Source organism: Cobetia sp. Ld8, assembly GCF_045066615.1.
In the GTDB taxonomy this organism is placed as follows: Bacteria; Pseudomonadota; Gammaproteobacteria; order Pseudomonadales; family Halomonadaceae; genus Cobetia; species Cobetia amphilecti.
This window is the reverse complement of sequence record NZ_JBISHF010000009.1, coordinates 122,013-140,874: the sequence shown is the minus strand read 5'-3', so window position 1 is coordinate 140,874 and position 18,862 is coordinate 122,013. Positions and strand designations below refer to the sequence as shown.

The window sequence follows — 18,862 nt, the reverse complement described above, 5'->3', positions numbered from 1 at the left end:
AATTCGAGGGGCCACGCCCCGGGAGGCCATCAGGTGAGCAGTCTGACCACAACCGAAGTCATCGACGTCCATCACTGGAACGATTCGCTGTTCAGCTTCCGCACTCAGCGTGAAGACAGCCTGCGCTTCAAGAACGGCCAGTTCGTGATGATCGGCCTGGAAGTCGAAGGCAAGCCGCTGATGCGTGCCTACTCGATCGCCAGCCCGAACTACGAGGAGCACCTCGAGTTCTTCTCCATCAAGGTGCAGGACGGCCCGCTGACCTCACGCCTGCAGCACCTGCAGCCGGGCGATCAGATCATGGTCTCTCGCAAGCCGACAGGCACGCTGGTACTGGACGACCTGCTGCCGGGCGAGAACCTTTACCTGTTCTCCACCGGCACCGGTCTGGCGCCGTTCCTGAGCGTCATCCAGGACCCGGAAACCTATGAGCGCTATGACAAGATCATCCTGATGCACGGCGTGCGCCATGTCTCCGAGCTGGCCTATGCCGACATGATCGCGGAAGAGCTGCCCAAGCACGAGTATCTGGGCGAAGAGATCGCCGAGAAGCTGATCTACTACCCGACCGTGACGCGCGAGGAGTTCCGCAACCAGGGCCGCATCACGGATCTGGTCGAGAACGGCAAGCTGTTCGAGGACATCGGCCTGCCGCCGCTGGACCCGAAGCGTGACCGCGCCATGATCTGCGGCAGCCCGGCGATGCTCGACGACATCAGCGCCATGCTGGATGCGCGCGGCTTCGCCATCTCGCCGAAGATGGGCGTGCCGGGTGACTACGTGATCGAGCGTGCCTTCGTCGAGAAGTGATCCGTGCGCATCACGCATGAGCGACAAGTGCTGAAACGAAAAAACCGCAGGCCGATGGCCTGCGGTTTTTTGTGTGCTCATGTCACCCGTCGGGGCAGCACGTCAGTGCCAGGGGCTTGCGCCAGAGGCTCAGACGGCGTCCTTGCCGGTCTCGCCGGTACGGATGCGAATGACCTGCTCCAGCGGCGAGACGAAGATCTTGCCGTCGCCGATCTTGCCGGTGTTGGCGACATTGGTGATCGCCTCGATCACGGAATCGATCATGGCGTCATCCACTGCGACTTCCAGCTTCACCTTGGGAAGGAAGTCGACCACGTACTCGGCACCCCGATACAGCTCGGTGTGGCCCTTCTGGCGGCCGAATCCCTTGACCTCGGTCACGGTGATACCCTGCACGCCAATCTCCGACAGGGATTCGCGCACGTCGTCGAGCTTGAATGGCTTGATGATGGCAGTGACCAGTTTCATCGTGTCTCTCCTTGGGTGATGGTGCGGGTAACGAGGCCTGCTCGTCACGCCGGTCTCTGACTCAAGCATACACCGCTTATCCAGTCAGGAAAAAAGACTCCCGCCAGGTGGCGGGAGTCTTGATGCTGCAGGTGCTGTCGCGTCCAGGCTTACTTGCGGCTGGAGGTGAATTCCGGATAGGCCTCCATACCACATTCGGCCAGATCCACACCTTCGTACTCTTCTTCCTCGCTGACGCGAATCCCCATGATGGCCTTGATGATCAGCCACACCACGAAGCTTGCGATGAACACCCAGGCGAAGATGGAGGCAGCGCCCAGCAGCTGTGCGGAGAAGGTGGCATCGTCATTGGTCAGCGGTACGGCCAGCAGACCCCAGAGACCGACCACACCGTGCACGGAGATGGCGCCGACCGGATCATCGATCTTCAGCTTGTCGAGACCGACGATGGAGAACACGACCAGCAGACCGCCGACGGCGCCGATCAGGGTGGCAGCACCGACGCTCGGTGCCAGCGGGCCAGCGGTGATGGCGACCAGGCCAGCCAGTGCGCCGTTGAGGGCCATGGTCAGGTCAGCCTTGCGGAACCACAGACGGGCGAGGATCAGCGCGGCGATGACACCACCACAGGCAGCGGCATTGGTGTTGACGAAGACCTGAGCGACCGCGTTGGCCTCATCGATGTTGGACAGCACCAGCTCGGAGCCGCCGTTGAAGCCCAGCCATCCCAGCCACAGGATGAAGGTACCCAGCGTGGCCAGCGGCAGGTTGGCGCCCGGGATGGCATTGATCTCGCCATTCTTGCCGTACTTGCCCTTGCGAGCGCCCAGCAGCAGCACGCCTGCCAGGGCGGCTGAAGCGCCGGCCATGTGCACGATGCCGGAGCCGGCGAAGTCGCTGAAGCCCGCTGCGCTCAGGAAGCCGCCACCCCAGGTCCAGTAACCCTGCACCGGATAGATGACGCCGGTCATGACCACGGCGAAGGCCAGGAAGGCCCACAGCTTCATGCGCTCGGCGACCGCACCGGAGACGATGGACATGGCGGTAGCCACGAACACCACCTGGAAGAAGAAGTCGGAACGTGCGCTGTAGTAGATGTCGCCACCGGAAGCGAGCGCTTCCTCTGCGGTATTCTCGGCACCGATCAGGAAGCCCAGGCTCGGCAGGAAGCCGCCTTCGGCGCTCGAGTACATGATGTGGTAACCGACGACCATGTACATGGTGCAGGCGATGGCGAACAGCGCCACGTTCTTGGTCAGGATCTCGGTGGTGTTCTTGGCGCGGACCAGACCGGCCTCGAGCATGGCAAAGCCGGCTGCCATCCATAGCACCAGGGCGCCACAGACCAGGAAGTAGAAGGTATCAAGTGCGTACTTGACCTCGATGATCTCGTTCATGCGGGGTTCTCCTTGTTATTGTGCGCGGGGCTCAGACAGCGTCGGCGCCGCGTTCACCGGTGCGGATACGGATGACATCGTCCAGCGGAGTGACGAACAGCTTGCCGTCGCCGATCTTGCCGCTGTTGGCCGCCTGGGTGATGGCGTCCAGTACCGATTCCACACTGCTGTCATCGACAGCCACTTCAATCTTGACCTTGGGAAGGAAGTCGACGACGTACTCGGCACCGCGATACAGCTCGGTGTGCCCCTTCTGACGTCCGAAGCCCTTCACTTCGGTGACGGTAATCCCCTGCACGCCGTTGTCGGCCAGTGCTTCTCGCACGTCGTCCAACTTGAAGGGTTTGATGATGGCGGTGATCAGTTTCATGTGCTGCCCCCGTTCGCTACCGGAATGATCATTCTTGTTAAGCATGGCCAGTCAGATGAGCTGGCGGCCTGTTCCTGACAAGTGCATCGCACGAGATGTGCCATGCGGCTGAAAATCCTTGTAACTCATCTGGTTATCGCAGGATGGCTGACAGTCTTTCGGCCTGTGCAAAGATGGCTGAATCCGAAGGTCACCTGGCATGCACCGTAATGGTGCTGTTTCTGCGCCTTTGGGTGTGGGGGCAAGTGCTAATGTGGTGCAGGTGTGTGCCTGCCGATGAGGATTGTCTGGTGCAGGACGATGCGGGGCATGCACCCGACTCCAGGGTTGCGTATCCTTGCAGCAGGACACGACGGCCCCATGTACAGGGGTGTCATCATTTTCTGACCGGCAGTCCGCACGACGCGGCCGCCGGCCCGCAACGGCTGAGGTGCAGCATGTTCAAGAATGACGTCATCGGGCGTATGGCCCAGCAGATCGGTGAGCGCCTGCAAGATGCCTCGCATGGCCCGGAAGAGCTGCAGAAGTCCGTGCAAGGGGTGATGCGCGGTGCCTTCGACCGCATGGAACTGGTCTCGCGTGAAGACTTCGACATCATGATGGATGTGCTGACGCGTACGCGCAGCCGCGTCGAGTCGCTGGAAAAGCAGGTCATCGCCCTCGAGGCACTGCTGGAAAAACAGGGGCTGGTGGCGGGCAATGCACCGGCTGCCGAGGCCGCCACGCCAGTGGATGACGAGGGGGAAGCCGCGGTGGCGAAGCGTGAAGCCGCCAGTCATGCCGCGGAAATCGAGCGCCAGCGCGACGCCTGATTCCCTCAGGTGACGGCTGAACCAAAACCGCCACGCCCTTTCGGGGCGTGGCGGTTTTTTGCGTCATGGGCGCCGCTGATTCTGAGGGGCGGCCTCAGGCAGTCTGGGGACGAGTGCCCAGCATCCAGCGCACCAGACCTACCACTGAGGCGATGATCCAGAAGATCTCGATCACGAAGCTGGCGAGGTTGAAATTGATGCACAGGCTGATCAACAGCAGGATCGCCCCGCTCAGATTCATCAAGTTGTAGGTCAGGCTGCGGGCATCGAGTCTGCCGATCTGCAGCAGGAAGAAGGCGCCGACGACCAGAGTGGTGCCTAGCATGCCGATCACATCCGCCAGGGATGCCAGCGGGGCAAGCATGTCTTGCATGGGTAGTGCTCCTGAAACAAGCCGAAGTCGTCCTGAATGGCTGGCCCTTTCCTTGGGTTGGACGATTCTCTGCCGCGCAGCGGCGGCGTTCCGTGAGACAGCTTGGCGGTCCTCCCGGCAAGGCCGGGACAACCGATCAAATATACAGCAGTCCCCGTCCGGCGGCACTCTTGTGGCTCTCTCGAGGGCGCTATCTCCCCTGTATGAGCACTTTCTTGGTGCAGGCAGGTATCGAGTCGGCCCCACACCATGCCCATGTGGCGAATGGTGGCGCTGAAATGCGCCAAAACAGGCGCTTTTGCGTGGAAAGTGCTGCCAAAACCGCTATTTTTAACTCGCCGCGTGCGTTTGTCGGCAATGCTGGCAGCATAAGCGTCATGCCGGCGAGCGATCCGCATCGTCAGCACCCGGGCGCGTCGCGGCGCGTGAAGCTGAAATGGCAGCCGCAGTCGCAGATGCAGGGCACCAGACGCTCTCAATCACCAGACAGCAATAAGCCGTCACCCAGCGCCAGGTCCTCAGGCACCAATCCCCCGCCTCAACGACCCGATGCTCGTGCAAAGTCCTCGAACGCAGCGCATGCGCCGTCGCTGATCTCTCCCTGACAGGCGCCTCATGAGCTCTTCTGGCTCAACCTGATCTCTGACATGGCTTTCATCACTCGACTGAGTCGATCGTCCAAGCACCCTGCCTGCAGTTATTGAGTTTAATTTCTGTTGGTTGGTGATTGTGGGTTGAGGTCGGGCTGTGGGCGTACTGGTCTGACGTTGGCTCGCTTGATCATCGATGGTATCAGTGGCTTGAGTGATGAAGTTTTGAGCGCTCAAAAAATGTCCACACGCAATGATTATGTAATATTATCCACATCCTGTCTGTTTGTTACGTATCCAGTAATTGCGTAAGCCTGAGGCGTAAAGAAATTTACGTTATAGGCGCAAGAATCGTCACCTGAACACGTATTTCCAGGCGGCGCATGGCAGTGTCGTAGTGGTGTGCGAAGCCTTGCGGCAATTGTCGAGCGCCCGAGCGTTGAGGCGCTCGCCTTCTGGGGAGTATGAGGTTTGCCATGCTGGGAGGGTTGGCAGCGGTGTGTGCCTTCGCGCTCATGGCAGGCCAGTGCCTGCTCCGATTGCGCCGTGCAACTGAGAGGCGGCATCACGCAGGGAAGGCTCATGTCATTGGCAATGTTGCGCACGCGCGCGTCACTTGGTCTCGAGGCACCGGAAGTTCAGGTCGAGGTACACCTTTCCAACGGCTTGCCGGGGCTGTCCATCGTCGGCTTGCCGGAAGCGGCGGTGAAGGAGAGTCGCGAGCGGGTGCGCAGTGCGCTGCTCAATGCCGGCTTCGAGTTTCCGGCGCGCCGTATCACCCTCAATCTGGCGCCAGCGGATCTCCCCAAGGAAGGCGGGCGCTTCGATCTGCCCATTGCGCTGGGGATTCTGGTCGCCTCCGGGCAGATACCGGAAGAGGCTGTGGCAGCGATGGAGTGCCTCGGCGAGCTGGCGCTGGATGGCAGCATCCGCGCCGTGACCGGCGTGCTGCCAGCCGCGCTCTGCTGTCGCAAGGCGGGGCGGACGCTGGTGGTGCCGCGCGGCAATGCCGACGAGGCGGCGCTCGCCGAGGAGTTGGAAGTACTGGCGGTGGGTCATCTGCTGGAGCTGGTGGCTCACCTGCTGGGGCGCGAGCGCCTCACGCCACATGTGTGTTCGATCATTCCCCAGGCGCGCCTGCCGGAGCCCGACCTGAGCGAGGTGCGTGGCCAGCATCAGGCACGCAGGGCATTGGAGATCGCCGCGGCCGGCGGCCACAACCTGTTGTTCGCTGGTCCGCCGGGCACCGGCAAGACGATGCTGGCCAGTCGCCTGTCCGGCATCTTGCCGCCACTGGGCGAAGGGGAAGCGCTGGAAGTCGCGGCGGTGCGCTCGGTATGTGGTCTGCCGATCATGGAGCGCTGGGGTCAGCGGCCATTCCGCGCCCCGCACCACACGGCCAGTGGGGTCGCGTTGGTGGGCGGTGGCTGTCATTTCCAACAATTGTTGCGACTAAACAATAATTACTGCGACAATCTCTATGTTGAGTTTACATAGAGCACGCCCTTGTGACCGTTTCTCTCAAACAATGCAGAACCTTTAGCTTTCAAGATGGCACCCTTAAAGACGAAACTGAGCGCTTGGTCGTTTGGTGGTACGGGCCTATCTTCAAAAATATCCGCTCACAAAGCGTCCCTAAAATTTATGTATTTTTAAGACCTATTGATCAGGAGAACAAATTAGGAGATGTGATTAAGCGAACGACGGTCTTAACGCATGTCGGGCTATTGAGAATCGGCTCCGTCTGGGAAAAGGGCGTGAGCAACTCCCGCATCGCATTTGAGGAGAAAACATTCCCTGTTTCGTTCTCTCCGGGCGGCTGGCGGATTGTCTCCTTAGACGACTTACACAAAGCAGGGCGCAGCCTCTATACCTCCTTTCATGAGGCAAGCTATTTACCGCTGGACAGAAAACACAAATCGTACCTGATTGAATTTTACCTCCCAGGTGGCAAACATCTGCTCATCCCTTGCACCGAATTTTTTGCACGCGTTTACGGTCGATCATCTGAAATCAAGCGGGTGCTCGCCACTTACCCTTGGGAAGAAGTAAAAGAGCGTCTTTATCGACCGCTTAACGCGCCTGCATCCCCAGGTACGTGGCCTGTCAAATTTACGTATCGTGTTCATAAACACGATGCTATTTTGCTCGCGCATATGCTGTACGATCCCTATGCTGAACAGGCTGCCAGAAGCATTTACTCACAGATTGAAGCCCGCTTCCCCGCAGATAGGATACTTTTTGAGGTCACGCCTTGGTTCCAGGGCAGCGGGGAAATCTCTGTTTCTGGCGTTCCGATTGATGGTGGCAACACATTTCTAGGATTGCAGATATTAGGCTGTACGCAGCCCGACGGTGCCACGATCCACCGCGAAAGAGAGAAGTCAACGACAGTACCAGCCACCGATGGCGATGATGCTCCCACTCAATTTCCCTATCATCAGCTTCAAGACATCCCCGATGTCATTGACCTGACGGATGATGAAGAGCCCGACCATGGCTCTTCTTGGCTAGACCTTCCTGAGGACGAATTCGTTATTTTAGGTAAGCCTCGCGCTGTCTTGGATAAACGATATACTCGAAAAAATGTGCCCGATACACGAGGCGTCCCCGTTCCGGGTGACGAAACCATTTTCTCCACTGGGGAGCCACATGGATCAGGAAAAGGGGTCGGACAGGCCTCTATTCATGCTCCTATTACACTGGAATCACAGGGCTTTCTACGTGATATGTGGAATGCGCTTCTCTATTTACAATCGGCCTATCCCGCAACGATTCGTGGCGTTAGCTGGTTTACCTTTGAAGACGGCTTTAGCACTTCCCCCGACCCTCGGTTGATCAGCCTCGAACCTTTCGAAATAGACGAGGAGGTGAAAACGACAGTCGCTAATTGGGTTTACATTGATACTCAGACCAAGCTACCTCGCGGGGTGCTCGTCATTAGGGTGCATGTGTTAGATCAAACACTCTATCTCATGGAGATTCAACGACGCCCTCCAAAACCCAGAGCTGGCGGTAGCGAGGAGGCATCCAAGCCTCCTTCCTATAAAGGTTTGGTCTTCACGCTGAGCCACCAAGGCAGCTTCGAGCAGTGGTTACGCCAAGTGCTGTCTAACGTGCGGCACGTAGAAGGTGTTGTCCAAAAACTAGTTCGTCACTGCCCAGGATTCGCCGATACGTTTAAGCACCCTAAATCCAAAAAGGAACAGATACCCTGCGAAGCCTCTGTGTTAAATGCTTTTAGCAAGGTCAGTATTGGTCGCAGTGACTTAGCGTAGGTACTATTTGTAACCTTATAAGTAGGCGGTATCTGTTTTGTCGGTAAGAGCAACCAGTACACACCGTGTGCAGGTTGCTCTTCTGACGGAGAACCGATACGGCCATCCCTTCAGTGACGGGCGAGAATCTTCGCTGCGATGGGCGAAGTGATCATTTGAATCACGGCAAAAAAAGCGGCTGGAATCGCGATTTCTGATGGCAAACCGGAAGCAGCGACAAACGCTGCGGCAATGCTGAATTCCTTTTTACTGACCGTGAAAAGATAGGTAATCACCTCTTTGCGATCAGAGGTGAGTAACCGTGAGGACATACCTACCAGGTAGCCAATCAAATTGAGGCACAGGGCCGCGCCCGCAATCACAAACGCATACCAGCCATAGCCAATGATCGTGGTGGCATTCGGCCCGACCACGGCGAGTAGGATCAGCAGATACAGAATTGACCCTATCCCTGCATACGCTGAATCATGCCGTGCAAAGAAAGCCGAAAACTTTGTCCGCAAGCTGACCCCAATCACGGTAGGAACAAGCACGATTAGTGTTAATTCAAGAATAATTGAACCAAGCGGCACGTCCAACTGGAGGCCGGTGAGCCATAAAAACAGGAAGGGGACAATGAACGGACATAACGCGGTGTTGACTGCGTTGAAAACAGCGGCAAGCGCCACATTGCCTTTCGCCATCAGTACCAAAAGAGGAGAGGACACATCCGTCGGCAGAGTGCCGAGCAAGATTTGGCCAGCAGCCAGTGGGCCGCTTCCAAAAAATAGACGGCCCGTTAGCCACCCGGCAATCGACATCGGCCCATAGACCAGCCCCAATGCCAACAACTGCCGTGACGGCTTACGGAACACGATGCGCACTGCATGCGCATCGAATGTGAGGCTGATGATCAACATCAGTAATGCCAGTAATGGCCCAATCGCGAACTCAAGCATTATTCCGGTGGCCGGAAAGAGTAAGCCTACCCCCGCGACGACGATTACAAACCAGACAAGGTGCGCCTCGACAAAATAAATGAATCTACTCATGGTGGATTGGACGTTACCGGTTGAAGTGGATTGAGCCCCGCACCTAAAACATGATCACTTCGGCCCAGCACGCCATGACTTGCTTGGGAGCAAGGGACGCTCTTCCCAATCCAGCGATGCAAATAGACAATGCTCAAGGGTTGAAGCTTTAGTTGCTAGAGGTTTTATAGTACCAAGAACAGATAATTCGAGAGAAGGTAACAGATGGGACATCATCATGATCATCCTCACATTGATCCTGCCTCTGGCGACCGGCGCGTCAGCATCTCCATATGGGCCAATGGGCTCTTAACCATCGCTCAAATCGTCGGTGGCATTATGGCGGGAAGCTTATCGCTGATCGCTGATGCGTTACATAACTTTTCAGACATGGCAGCGTTAGTCATTGCTTTTTCCGCTCGTAAAATCGCCAGACGGCCCGCCGATGCGCATATGACCTTTGGCTATGGCCGCATCGAGATAGTGGCAGCACTCATCAATTACACCACCCTCATTATTGTCGGCGTCTACCTGATTTACGAAGGCGCTATGCGGATGATCGATCCCCCTGAGATAGAGGGATGGACGATCGTGATTATTGGTGGCGTCGCGCTCGTCGTCGATGCCCTTACCGCCATGCTCACGTGGTCAATGCAAAAAGAGAGTGTCAATATCCGCGCCCTTTTTCTGCATAACTTATCGGATGCGTTTGCCTCCATCGCTGTGATTATCGGTGGTTCGCTTATTTTACTGTACGACATGCGCTGGGTAGACCCCGCCATCACGATAGGGATTGCGCTATATATTCTTTACCTTGCCTTCTCTGAAATTGGTGGCCCTATCCGTACGCTAATGCTGGGGTCTCCCCCGGAAATTGACGGGCAGGCAGTCGTTGATACCGTCCGAAATATCGAGGGAGTCCAGGATATTCACCATGTGCATCTATGGCAGATGCAGGAAAACATGGCAGCCCTTGACTGCCACGTGGTTCTGACAGAAACCGGCTGGCAGCAGCTTGAATCCGTCAAAGCAGAGATCAAGGAGCAGCTTAAAATGCGCTTCAGTATTGCTCATTCTAGCCTAGAGTTTGAGCATAGTGATCACGCGCATCAAAATGCCAATCTATATGGGCACGAGTGACAGACCGAGGCCGACTCCCGGCTCAGGTAGGTAGCGATCGACTTACTCCCATAGCGATTGGCTTATTTTTCAACCCTACTTTTCCACCCCATCGTTGAGACAGAGAGAGAAACATGTTCAAAAAAGCGTCTTTTATATTAGCTGGTACGTTAATGCTGACCGCTGCAATCGTCGCCGTATCGAAGCCTGCCCTCTTAGACATGCAAGCTCAGGCAGCAAAAGAGAGCGGTGTCCAGGCCGAGGACTCCTTGGTGCGTCCACACTCCCCCATCTTGGGACGAGAAGACGCGCCGGTGACGATTGTGGAATTCTTCGATCCGGCTTGCGAAGCCTGCCGTGCCTTCTACCCACTGACAAAAAGTATTCTGGAAACCTACCCAGAAAAAGTGCGGCTCATCGTGCGCTACACTCCTTTCCACGGCGACGTATCGGACAAGGCCATTCGGGTATTAGAAGTTGCTCGTCGTCAGGGCGTCTTTGAACCGGTACTGGAGAGGCTGCTGGCTCGCCAGGATCAATGGGCTTCACATGGCAGTTTTGATGAATCCGCCATCCTCGATATCGCGAGCCAAGGAGGCCTTGATTTAGCGGCTGCCGAAGAGCAACTGACTTCTGCTGAGGTGCAGGCGGTGATTGACCAAGACATGGCGGATGTCAGAGCCAATCAGATTCGCCAAACACCCACCTTTTTTGTCAATGGCGAGCCTTTAGACCCCTTTGGTATGCAAGAGCTGATTGATGCCGTCGAGAGTGAAGTAGCGGAGATCTCTGGGGAAGGGGATGGCCAGTGATGCAGCGCTGGTGGTTATTAGGCTTGGTGGGCTTTTACCCCTTGCTAGCCGAAGCCAATTGGCAAACGCATCTGCCATTGCCGCCGTCTGAACTTAGCCCTGTCAAGTTACAGGCGGCTAGCGAGCAAGAAGGCACATTACCGCTCGATAGCGTTGATACCCTAACCTTTGGGCGTGATGTCGTCATTGATACCACCCTCTACGAGGCCTTGGCTGCAGAAGGTGTCCCAACGCGTTTCGCCACTAAACTGGAAACACTGCTCAGCGAGTTTATCGAAGCGCCGTTGGAGTTTTCTGGCAGTGAACGTATTCAATTAGTGTGGGAGGAAGATCGACGCCAGGACGGCACCCGTGTTGGGCCACCACGCCTCAGTTATGCCGCTCTGCCTGATCAGGCAGAGCCCTTGGAGGTCATTTGGCCGGTCACCCAAAAGGGGGACGTAGCTCTTTTCAAAAGCGACACCCTGCTAGGCACGTTGCGGTTGCCCGTGCTTAGTGCCCGCTTAACGTCTCGCTTTGGGAATCGGCGACATCCTGTGTATGGAGGGATGCGTCCTCATAATGGAATTGACTTGGCTGCGCCGACAGGAACGCCGGTCATTGCCACCGCACCTGGGCGCGTATCCTTTATGGGTCGCCAAGGGGGATATGGGCAGGTGATCGAGGTGGAGCACGACACAGGGGCAATCAGTCGCTACACACACCTTAGCCGATTTTCCCCACAGTTAGTGGTTGGGAATTTAGTCAATGCGGGAGAGTCGCTCGGAGAGGTAGGTGCCTCTGGGGTCGCCACGGGGCCCAACCTGCATTACGAAGTGAGAGTCAATAACCAGCCTGTTGACCCCCTTGGTCAAGGTCAACGCATCATGCTAGGCGAACAGCCGACTCAAAGTGAATATCAAGCGTCACTTTACGAGGCAAGAGATCGCTTAGAACAAGCTATCGGTACGGCGTCACTTTATGACTTGATCTCGTTTAACGAGCCGTAACCACTCGTGCTTAACAACGTTGCATGGGGGTTAGTAACGTGAAAGTGCGCTTGTCTCGTTATGGAACCCAAGCCGTGTAATCACTCATCTATCACAACACAGGTAATCGGTATGGAAGAGGTTTCTCCCGTCACCATGGGGGTATTGGCAAGCCTTGCGGCGGGCTTGATGACGGCTGTAGGGGCGCTTCCTGTCTTGTTTACCAAAACACCGAATCGTGGTGTTCGCGATTTAGCGTTGGGGTTCGCCGCTGGTGTCATGCTAGCGGCCTCTTTCTTCTCACTGATCATACCCTCCTTAGAAGCCTCGGAGCTGCGTTATGGCGGTAGCGTTGTGCCGGCTGCCATTGCTTGTGCGGCCATTTTGCTAGGGATTGGAATGGTCGCACTACTGAACGAGCTCTTACCTCATGAGCACTTCGAATAGGGGCGAGAAGGGCCAGAGGCTGCCTCACTACGCCGTATCTGGTTGTTTATTATTGCCATTACGATACACAACCTGCCAGAAGGGCTGGCCGTTGGCGTGGCCTTTGGCGCAGGGGGAAGCGAAGGAGGCATGCCGCTAGCGATTGGCATTGGACTTCAGAATGCCCCAGAAGGACTGGCCGTAGCAGTATCACTGCTAAGCGTGGGCTATTCACGTTGGCGGTCATGGACGATTGCCGCCCTTACGGGGCTTGTTGAGCCGTTGGGTGGCTTATTAGGCGCTGGAGTCATCAGCATGTCACAAGCGCTACTGCCCTGGGGGTTGGCCTTTGCAGTGGGGGCGATGTTGTATGTGATCAGTCATGAGATTATTCCCGAAACTCATCGTAGCGGGCACCAAAAAAAGGCCACGCTGGGCCTCTCCATCGGATTGGTGCTCATGCTGTTTTTGGATGTCTCGCTGGGCTAACCATGGGGCGTGGGGCGTAGCGTTAGTGCTAACCCAAGTCGTGAGCCCCTCCATGCGAGTTTTCAGTGATACAGAGCTGATGATCACTAATGACCTCAATGATTCGACAGCTTTCCACTTTGCCACCGGCACACTGCGTGACCATCCGTTGAAGCTCCTCACGCAGTGCGGAGAGTCGTTGAAGGCGAGACTCCACTTGCTTTAGGTGATGCGTGGCGATGGCATCGACTTCTTGGCAAGGCATATCAGGTTGATCTGACATGGCCAAAAGCTCTCGCACTGACTCCACCGAAAAGCCAAAGTCTCGGGCATGACGAATAAAGGTCAAACGCCGCACAGCGTCGTCTCCATAGCGGCGCTGTCCTCCGCCGGTTCGGGTCGCATCGCGCAGCAACCCAATACGCTCGTAATAACGAACTGTTTCAGGTTTGCAATCAGCTCGTCGTGCTAACTCACCAATGCTGATACTTTGGCCGATCATCGACATGGTAAAACTCCTTAGGCAGGGCTTGAAGCTGTAGTTGCTACAAGGTTTACACTTCAAAACCATAGCCCATTGGCAGGAGAGGCACCATGAAAACATCGACGCCGACAACAGCGCCTACCGTCTTGACGCTGCGTGTTGAAGGCATGGACTGCGGCGGTTGTGAGCGCAAGGTTGTGTCGGCGCTAGAGCGGCTGGACGGCATTGAGGAAGTCACAGCAAGCTCGGTCACGGGATCGGTGAAGATTCACCACCGCGATCAGGGTGGCCCCTCTCAACAGACCATTGAGGGCATCCTGAACGAACTAGGCTATCAAGTGACTTCCCCTGCAGGCCAAACACGCGCATCTGATGCTTCATCCCCTTGGTGGCAAACCGCTAAAGGGCGCTTGGTCATTATCACAGGCAATCTGCTGATCGTAGCCTTCGCGCTTCGTTTAGCATGGCCTGCGCTGGGTAATGTGCCGTTCATTCTGGCCACGCTGGTCGGCTTAATGCCCATTGCGCAGAGTGCCTGGGGCGCCCTCAAAATGCGCAACCCCTTTACTATCGAAATGCTGATGTGCATCGCTGCGCTTGGTGCATTGGCTATCGATGCTGCTGCTGAAGCCGCGATGGTCGTATTCTTGTTCGCCGTAGGTGAGCTACTCGAAGGGGTAGCTGCGTCACGGGCGCGCCGCAGTATCTCAGCCTTGGCAAATTTAACACCCTCAACGGCAAGGCTGATGGACAATGGCCATCTGCGTGACGTCTCGGCGGAGTCACTTAAACTCGGTCAGCGTGTGCTGGTGCGGCCCGGTGATCGCGTTCCTTGCGATGGACGTATCCTGGTGGGCACGTCCGACCTTGATGAGTCGCCGGTAAACGGCGAGTCCATCCCCCGTTCGCGCTCGCCTGGTGATGACATTTTTGCTGGCACAGTGAATCTTGATGCCGCCCTGGAGGTGGAGGTAACACGAGGCGCTGATGACAATACAATCGCACGCGTTATTCGCCTGGTTGAAGAAGCACAAGCCGCCAAGGCACCCATAGCACGCTTTATTGATCGTTTTGCGTATTACTATATGCCCGCCGTCGTCTTACTCGCCCTACTGATGGCGATAGTGCCACCGCTGGTATCGACCATGGCATGGTCGGAGTCGATTTACCGTGCGTTAGCATTGCTGTTAATCGCATGCCCCTGCGCGTTGGTCATTTCCACCCCAGCCGCCATCGCCGCCGGTCTCTCGGCGGGCGCTCGGCGCGGCCTACTGATCAAAGGGGGAGCCGTTCTTGAACAGTTAGGTAAGCTTCGCTTGGTGGCATTAGACAAAACGGGCACCCTCACTGCGGGTACCCCAAGAGTCACAGATGTGGAGTCTTGGATTGCTGAGGAAGACGATAACAGCGTATTGCGGCTCGCCGCCGCAATAGAGCGGGATTCCAGTCACCCTATCGCCACGGCTATCGTTGAGCATGCTCGACAGTCGGGCATCAACCTCCCCACCGTCACCGGCAGCCGCGCTCTGGCGGGGCGCGGTGTTTCCGGCCAGGTGGAGGGTCGCGAGCTGAGCTTAATGACGCCTCGCCACCTTCACGAGCAGGTCATCCTTGAGGAAAGTCTCAGTGCTCGGATTGTCGCGTTAGAAGAAGCCGGTAAGAGCCTCGCTCTCCTCGTCGAAGGCGAGCATTTGTTGGGCTTGATCGCGGTTCGCGATGAGCCACGCGAAGATGCCATTGAAGGCCTAGCGGCGCTATCCCGTTTAGGCGTACAGGCGGTCATGCTCAGCGGTGATAATGCCCGCACCGTCGCTGCCACGGGGGGGCGCTTAGGCATTGAAGCGTACGGCGAACTAATGCCTGAAGACAAGGCAGCGTATGTTCGAGACTGGCAAGCGGCAGGCCGTGGCCCCGTCGGTAAAGTAGGCGATGGCATCAACGATGCACCGGCACTCGCGGCAGCCGATGTCGGTATCGCGATGGGAGGCGGCACGGATGTGGCGTTGGAAACCGCCGATGCAGCCTTGCTCAAGAACCGCGTTACCGGCATCGCTGAGCTGATAGACCTCTCTCGTGCCACGCTACGCAATGTGAAAACCAACGTTGTTCTCGCGCTCGGCTTAAAAGCCATTTTCCTGGTCACCACAGCTCTGGGTATTACCGGCATGTGGATTGCGGTGATGGCCGATACCGGTGCTACCGTCCTGGTGACGTTGAACGCCATGCGACTGCTGGGTTACCGCTTTTCGCCCAGTACCGCAATGACAGGCCTGTCACAAGGAAAAGTAACCTCATGAGAACAGTGCAACACGATAGCCCTTCACGTCGCTGGCCATGGTTCATATTAGCTTGCGTGATGGCTCTAGCCGATCAACTGGTCAAGGAAATTGTGCATGCCCAGATGTCGTTTGGCCAAGTCATTCCGCTAACGCCGTTTTTTAACTGGGTTTATACCGGGAATACAGGAGCCGCTTTCAGCTTTCTCGCAGAAGCAGGGGGGTGGCAGCGCTACCTCTTTCTAGGTTTAGCGTTGGTGGTCGCCATTGTATTGATGGTGCAGCTATGCAAACCCCTGCCGCGTTTGGAAGCCTGTGCGTACAGTCTGATTCTTGGCGGCGCGCTCGGTAATACCGTTGATCGCTTAGCGCGAGGGTACGTCGTCGACTATCTGGACATTTACTGGGGCGAATGGCATTGGCCCGCCTTTAACATGGCCGATATCGCGCTATTTGCCGGTGTATTGATGTTCGCGGTGGCGTTATGGCGTGAAAGTCCTGTTTTTAAGCGCTCTGAGTAACGCTATGGATGTGGTCGATCAAGATAAAGAATATACGCTTTTTGCTGGGCGACTCTCACCAATAATCGATTGCGTTGTAGCGCTCGCCGCTGGGGTACTGACCACCTTGAGTGCCGCCCCCTTTTCCCTATGGTGGCTTGGCCCAGTGGCCGTGGCACTGGTCTATTGGAAGATACAGTCGCTAACGCCCGTCATGGCCACCCTGCGTGGGTGGTGCTATGGGGTAGGCCTGTTCGGTTCAGGCACGTCGTGGGTCTTCGTTGCTATTCACGATTTCAGTGGCACCGGGGCCTTGGTGGCGATGTTCCTCACCACTCTTTTTGTCAGCGTCCTGGCGCTCTTCTTTGCAGTCCCCTTTGGGCTCTATCGACGCATCACGGGGCCACGGTTCGCCTTTCTTAGCTTTGCCGGTATGTGGGTGGTGAGCGAATGGCTACGCACCTGGTTGCTCACCGGCTTCCCCTGGTTATTGTTAGGCACCTCTCAGATAGATTCTCCACTAGCCCCATGGGCACCCGTTGGTGGTGTGTACTTGCTGTCACTTATGACCGCGCTGACAGGTACGTTAGGGGTAGAGGTACTGCGTCGCCGCTGGAGTTGCCTTGTCCCAATGGCCGCCTTGTGGGTCGTTCCATTCTTATTGCCCGCCCAATGGACAACCCCGGCTGGCAAGCCCATCCGGGTGGCATTGCTGCAAGGGAATCTTGACCAACGCATTAAGTGGACTGCCCAAGGGCAGCGCGAGGCGGTCAATATCTACACAACAATGACACAAGAGCAAGCAAGGGACATCGATCTCATCGTTTGGCCCGAGGCAGCCCTTCCCATGCTTGAGCAGGAAGCACAGCGAATACTGGAGCAAGTAGCGTCCGACCTGGGGCCTAACACCGCCTTGTTGACCGGCATTTTGCAACGCGACAGTGAAGGGCGCTCTTATAACAGCGTCATAGGGCTAAATGATGTGCAAGGCGAATACCAAAAAGCGCATTTAGTACCCTTTGGCGAGTATTTGCCATTCCAAAGCCTCCTCGCTGACACCCTTGCTTTTTTCGACTTGCCAACACCCCGGCTGACCCCTGGTTCAGACGTACAGGCTCCGTTACACGTGGCTGGCACTACCATTGGCACTGCCATCTGTTACGAGATCATTTTCGCCGATCATGTCGCCCAACAGGCGCGTAATGCCGAGCTGCTATTAACGGTTTCCAACGATACGTGGTTTGGGCGTTCCATTGGCCCACACCAACATCTTCAAATGGCGCGTTTACGTGCCTTAGAAAATGGTCGTCACCTACTTCGAGCTACCAGTAATGGCGTGACGGCCATCATCGATTCACAAGGTCACGTCACAGCCCGTGCCCCACAGTTTGAACAGGCCAGTTTAACTGGCGAGGTGACCCCGATGCAGGGCCTAACTCCTTTCACACGCACCGGTAGTGGCCCCGCTTGGATACTCGCTGCCTTGCTGACACTGCTCGGGTTACAACTGAACTTATCTCGATCAAAAAACGACGCATTAGATGAAAAATGAACCTAGCGATACTCCTGGCAAAGAACGCAGTAATACTTAAGAGATTCCTCCCATGGCCAATGCAGATCGGCTTCATCGTGAGTGTGGTGGTTTCGTTTCTGGCATGGCCCACTGTCGCCATGGAGACACAACCCGACACAACCCGACACGACCCAGGAGACGGAATGGCCCAAAGGGCATTACCCGCTACCAGAGGAAGGTAATATTATCGGAGAGGCTGACACCTTTATCGTAAAGGATTACGACGATACCTTGATAGATATTGCCAGGCGTCACAACCTTGGCTATTTGGAGATGATCCGTGCAAACCCAGAGGTTAGCATCTGGGTTCCAGGGGTGGGCACGGAAGTGACTATTCCGGGACGTTTTATTCTGCCGAATGTGGAGCGTACTGGGATCGTTATCAATATCGCCGAGCTGCGGCTTTACTACTACCCAGATGTCAAAAACGGTGAGACACCGCGTGTTGAGACCTATCCTATTGGCATTGGTCGCGAAGGGTTTGATACTCCTCTAGGCGTGACCGAGACCACCATGAACATTAAAAACCCCGCGTGGTACCCGCCTGAGTCGGTAAAACGCGAAGCGGAAGCACGCGGTGAAACCGCGCCCAGCGTTGTGCCACCCGGCCCCGATAACCCGCTAGGAGACCATGCCATCATCCTAGGCTTCGATGGCTATTTGATTCACGGCACCAACCAGCCCGATGGCATTGGCATGCGCGCAAGCCGAGGCTGTATCCGCATGTTACCCAAAGACATCGAATCTATATTTGACCGCATTCCACCCGGCACCCAAGTCAACATCATCAATCAGTCGATCAAGATAGGTTGGGAAGGCGGTCAGCCGCTGATTCAAGCCTTTCCGCCGCTTGGAGAAGAAGAGCACAGTATGACCGCACTCACAGAGACCATGACACGCCTAAACCAATACAATGTCGATAACGTAAACCTCGATTACGAGCAGCTCAGCGATGTCCTGTCACTCTCTAACGGGCTTATAACCCCCCTACATCCAAATCAGGAACAGGAACAGGAACAGGAACCACAGCGCCACAGCCCAGAAGAGAAGTCTATCAAGGCATTTATGAAGACCTGGATCTGATGTCATCTCAACGGTCATGACACGCCTTCTGGCACACCGTTGAGC

Annotated in this window: 16 protein-coding genes and 2 pseudogenes; 12 read left to right on the top strand and 6 right to left on the bottom strand. The window is 56.4% G+C overall.

Features of this window, described 5'->3' with window-relative positions; translation table 11 throughout:
• The first annotated feature begins 33 nt into the window (after positions 1–33).
• The gene (locus tag ACJJV2_RS16825) at positions 34–810 is read left to right on the top strand and encodes a ferredoxin--NADP reductase (protein WP_043331585.1); all 777 of its coding nucleotides are present in this window, start codon (positions 34–36) and stop codon (positions 808–810) included.
• Positions 811–939: 129 nt separating this feature from the next.
• Here ACJJV2_RS16825 and glnK read toward each other — a convergent pair whose 3' ends face one another.
• The 3 genes from glnK to ACJJV2_RS16810 form a co-directional block, all read right to left on the bottom strand.
• On the bottom strand, positions 940–1,278 hold the full coding sequence (gene glnK, locus ACJJV2_RS16820) for a P-II family nitrogen regulator (protein WP_024951507.1): 339 nt from the start codon (positions 1,276–1,278) through the stop codon (positions 940–942).
• 149 nt (positions 1,279–1,427) lie between these two features.
• Positions 1,428–2,675, bottom strand: a complete 1,248-nt coding sequence (locus ACJJV2_RS16815) for an ammonium transporter (protein ID WP_043331583.1) — start codon at positions 2,673–2,675, stop codon at positions 1,428–1,430.
• A 31-nt stretch (positions 2,676–2,706) separates the two neighbouring features.
• The gene (locus tag ACJJV2_RS16810) at positions 2,707–3,045 is read right to left on the bottom strand and encodes a P-II family nitrogen regulator (RefSeq protein WP_043331582.1); all 339 of its coding nucleotides are present in this window, start codon (positions 3,043–3,045) and stop codon (positions 2,707–2,709) included.
• A gap of 437 nt (positions 3,046–3,482) precedes the next feature.
• Here ACJJV2_RS16810 and ACJJV2_RS16805 point away from each other — a divergent pair, with 437 nt between their 5' ends.
• Positions 3,483–3,857 (top strand): accessory factor UbiK family protein, encoded by a 375-nt coding sequence (locus ACJJV2_RS16805; RefSeq protein WP_216061132.1) that lies wholly within the window; start codon positions 3,483–3,485, stop codon positions 3,855–3,857.
• 94 nt (positions 3,858–3,951) lie between these two features.
• On the opposite strand, the gene ACJJV2_RS16800 is transcribed toward ACJJV2_RS16805, so the two are convergent.
• On the bottom strand, positions 3,952–4,230 hold the full coding sequence (locus tag ACJJV2_RS16800; protein ID WP_043331581.1) for a hypothetical protein: 279 nt from the start codon (positions 4,228–4,230) through the stop codon (positions 3,952–3,954).
• Between the two features lie 1,172 nt (positions 4,231–5,402).
• Here ACJJV2_RS16800 and ACJJV2_RS16795 point away from each other — a divergent pair.
• Both ACJJV2_RS16795 and ACJJV2_RS16790 read left to right on the top strand, forming a co-directional pair.
• Positions 5,403–6,248, top strand: a pseudogene (locus ACJJV2_RS16795) (YifB family Mg chelatase-like AAA ATPase); the annotation flags it as partial.
• Between the two features lie 80 nt (positions 6,249–6,328).
• The gene (locus tag ACJJV2_RS16790) at positions 6,329–8,098 is read left to right on the top strand and encodes a hypothetical protein (protein ID WP_225347467.1); all 1,770 of its coding nucleotides are present in this window, start codon (positions 6,329–6,331) and stop codon (positions 8,096–8,098) included.
• Between the two features lie 110 nt (positions 8,099–8,208).
• Here ACJJV2_RS16790 and ACJJV2_RS16785 read toward each other — a convergent pair whose 3' ends face one another.
• Positions 8,209–9,129, bottom strand: coding sequence for a bile acid:sodium symporter family protein (locus ACJJV2_RS16785; protein WP_175088977.1), 921 nt, complete (start codon positions 9,127–9,129; stop codon positions 8,209–8,211).
• Positions 9,130–9,333: 204 nt separating this feature from the next.
• Between ACJJV2_RS16785 and ACJJV2_RS16780 the strand changes: the two genes are divergently transcribed.
• The 4 genes and pseudogenes from ACJJV2_RS16780 (at position 9,334) to ACJJV2_RS16765 (ending at position 12,922) form a co-directional block, all read left to right on the top strand.
• The gene (locus tag ACJJV2_RS16780; RefSeq protein ID WP_225347468.1) at positions 9,334–10,248 is read left to right on the top strand and encodes a cation diffusion facilitator family transporter; all 915 of its coding nucleotides are present in this window, start codon (positions 9,334–9,336) and stop codon (positions 10,246–10,248) included.
• Positions 10,249–10,361: 113 nt separating this feature from the next.
• Positions 10,362–11,039 carry a thioredoxin domain-containing protein gene (locus ACJJV2_RS16775; RefSeq protein WP_175088979.1) on the top strand — a complete coding sequence of 226 codons (678 nt, stop codon included), beginning with the start codon at positions 10,362–10,364 and terminating at the stop codon, positions 11,037–11,039.
• A complete protein-coding gene (locus ACJJV2_RS16770; RefSeq protein WP_175088980.1) occupies positions 11,039–12,028 on the top strand; it encodes a M23 family metallopeptidase in 990 nt (329 codons plus the stop codon). Before ACJJV2_RS16775 ends, ACJJV2_RS16770 begins: the two co-directional genes overlap by 1 nt.
• Positions 12,029–12,139: 111 nt before the next feature.
• Positions 12,140–12,922 (top strand): annotated as a pseudogene (locus ACJJV2_RS16765) (ZIP family metal transporter).
• A 28-nt stretch (positions 12,923–12,950) separates the two neighbouring features.
• Here the strand turns inward: ACJJV2_RS16765 and ACJJV2_RS16760 are convergent.
• A complete protein-coding gene (locus ACJJV2_RS16760; protein WP_175088981.1) occupies positions 12,951–13,409 on the bottom strand; it encodes a helix-turn-helix domain-containing protein in 459 nt (152 codons plus the stop codon).
• An 86-nt stretch (positions 13,410–13,495) separates the two neighbouring features.
• Here ACJJV2_RS16760 and ACJJV2_RS16755 point away from each other — a divergent pair, with 86 nt between their 5' ends.
• The 4 genes from ACJJV2_RS16755 (at position 13,496) to ACJJV2_RS16740 (ending at position 18,817) form a co-directional block, all read left to right on the top strand.
• Positions 13,496–15,682 (top strand): heavy metal translocating P-type ATPase, encoded by a 2,187-nt coding sequence (locus tag ACJJV2_RS16755; RefSeq protein WP_225347469.1) that lies wholly within the window; start codon positions 13,496–13,498, stop codon positions 15,680–15,682.
• Positions 15,679–16,182: a signal peptidase II gene (gene lspA / locus ACJJV2_RS16750; protein WP_175088983.1), complete on the top strand. Its 504-nt coding sequence runs from the start codon at positions 15,679–15,681 to the stop codon at positions 16,180–16,182. Before ACJJV2_RS16755 ends, lspA begins: the two co-directional genes overlap by 4 nt.
• Before the next feature lie 4 nt (positions 16,183–16,186).
• Positions 16,187–17,713 carry an apolipoprotein N-acyltransferase gene (lnt, locus tag ACJJV2_RS16745; protein WP_175088984.1) on the top strand — a complete coding sequence of 509 codons (1,527 nt, stop codon included), beginning with the start codon at positions 16,187–16,189 and terminating at the stop codon, positions 17,711–17,713.
• Between the two features lie 252 nt (positions 17,714–17,965).
• The gene (locus ACJJV2_RS16740; RefSeq protein WP_317292472.1) at positions 17,966–18,817 is read left to right on the top strand and encodes a L,D-transpeptidase family protein; all 852 of its coding nucleotides are present in this window, start codon (positions 17,966–17,968) and stop codon (positions 18,815–18,817) included.
• Positions 18,818–18,862 lie beyond the last annotated feature (45 nt).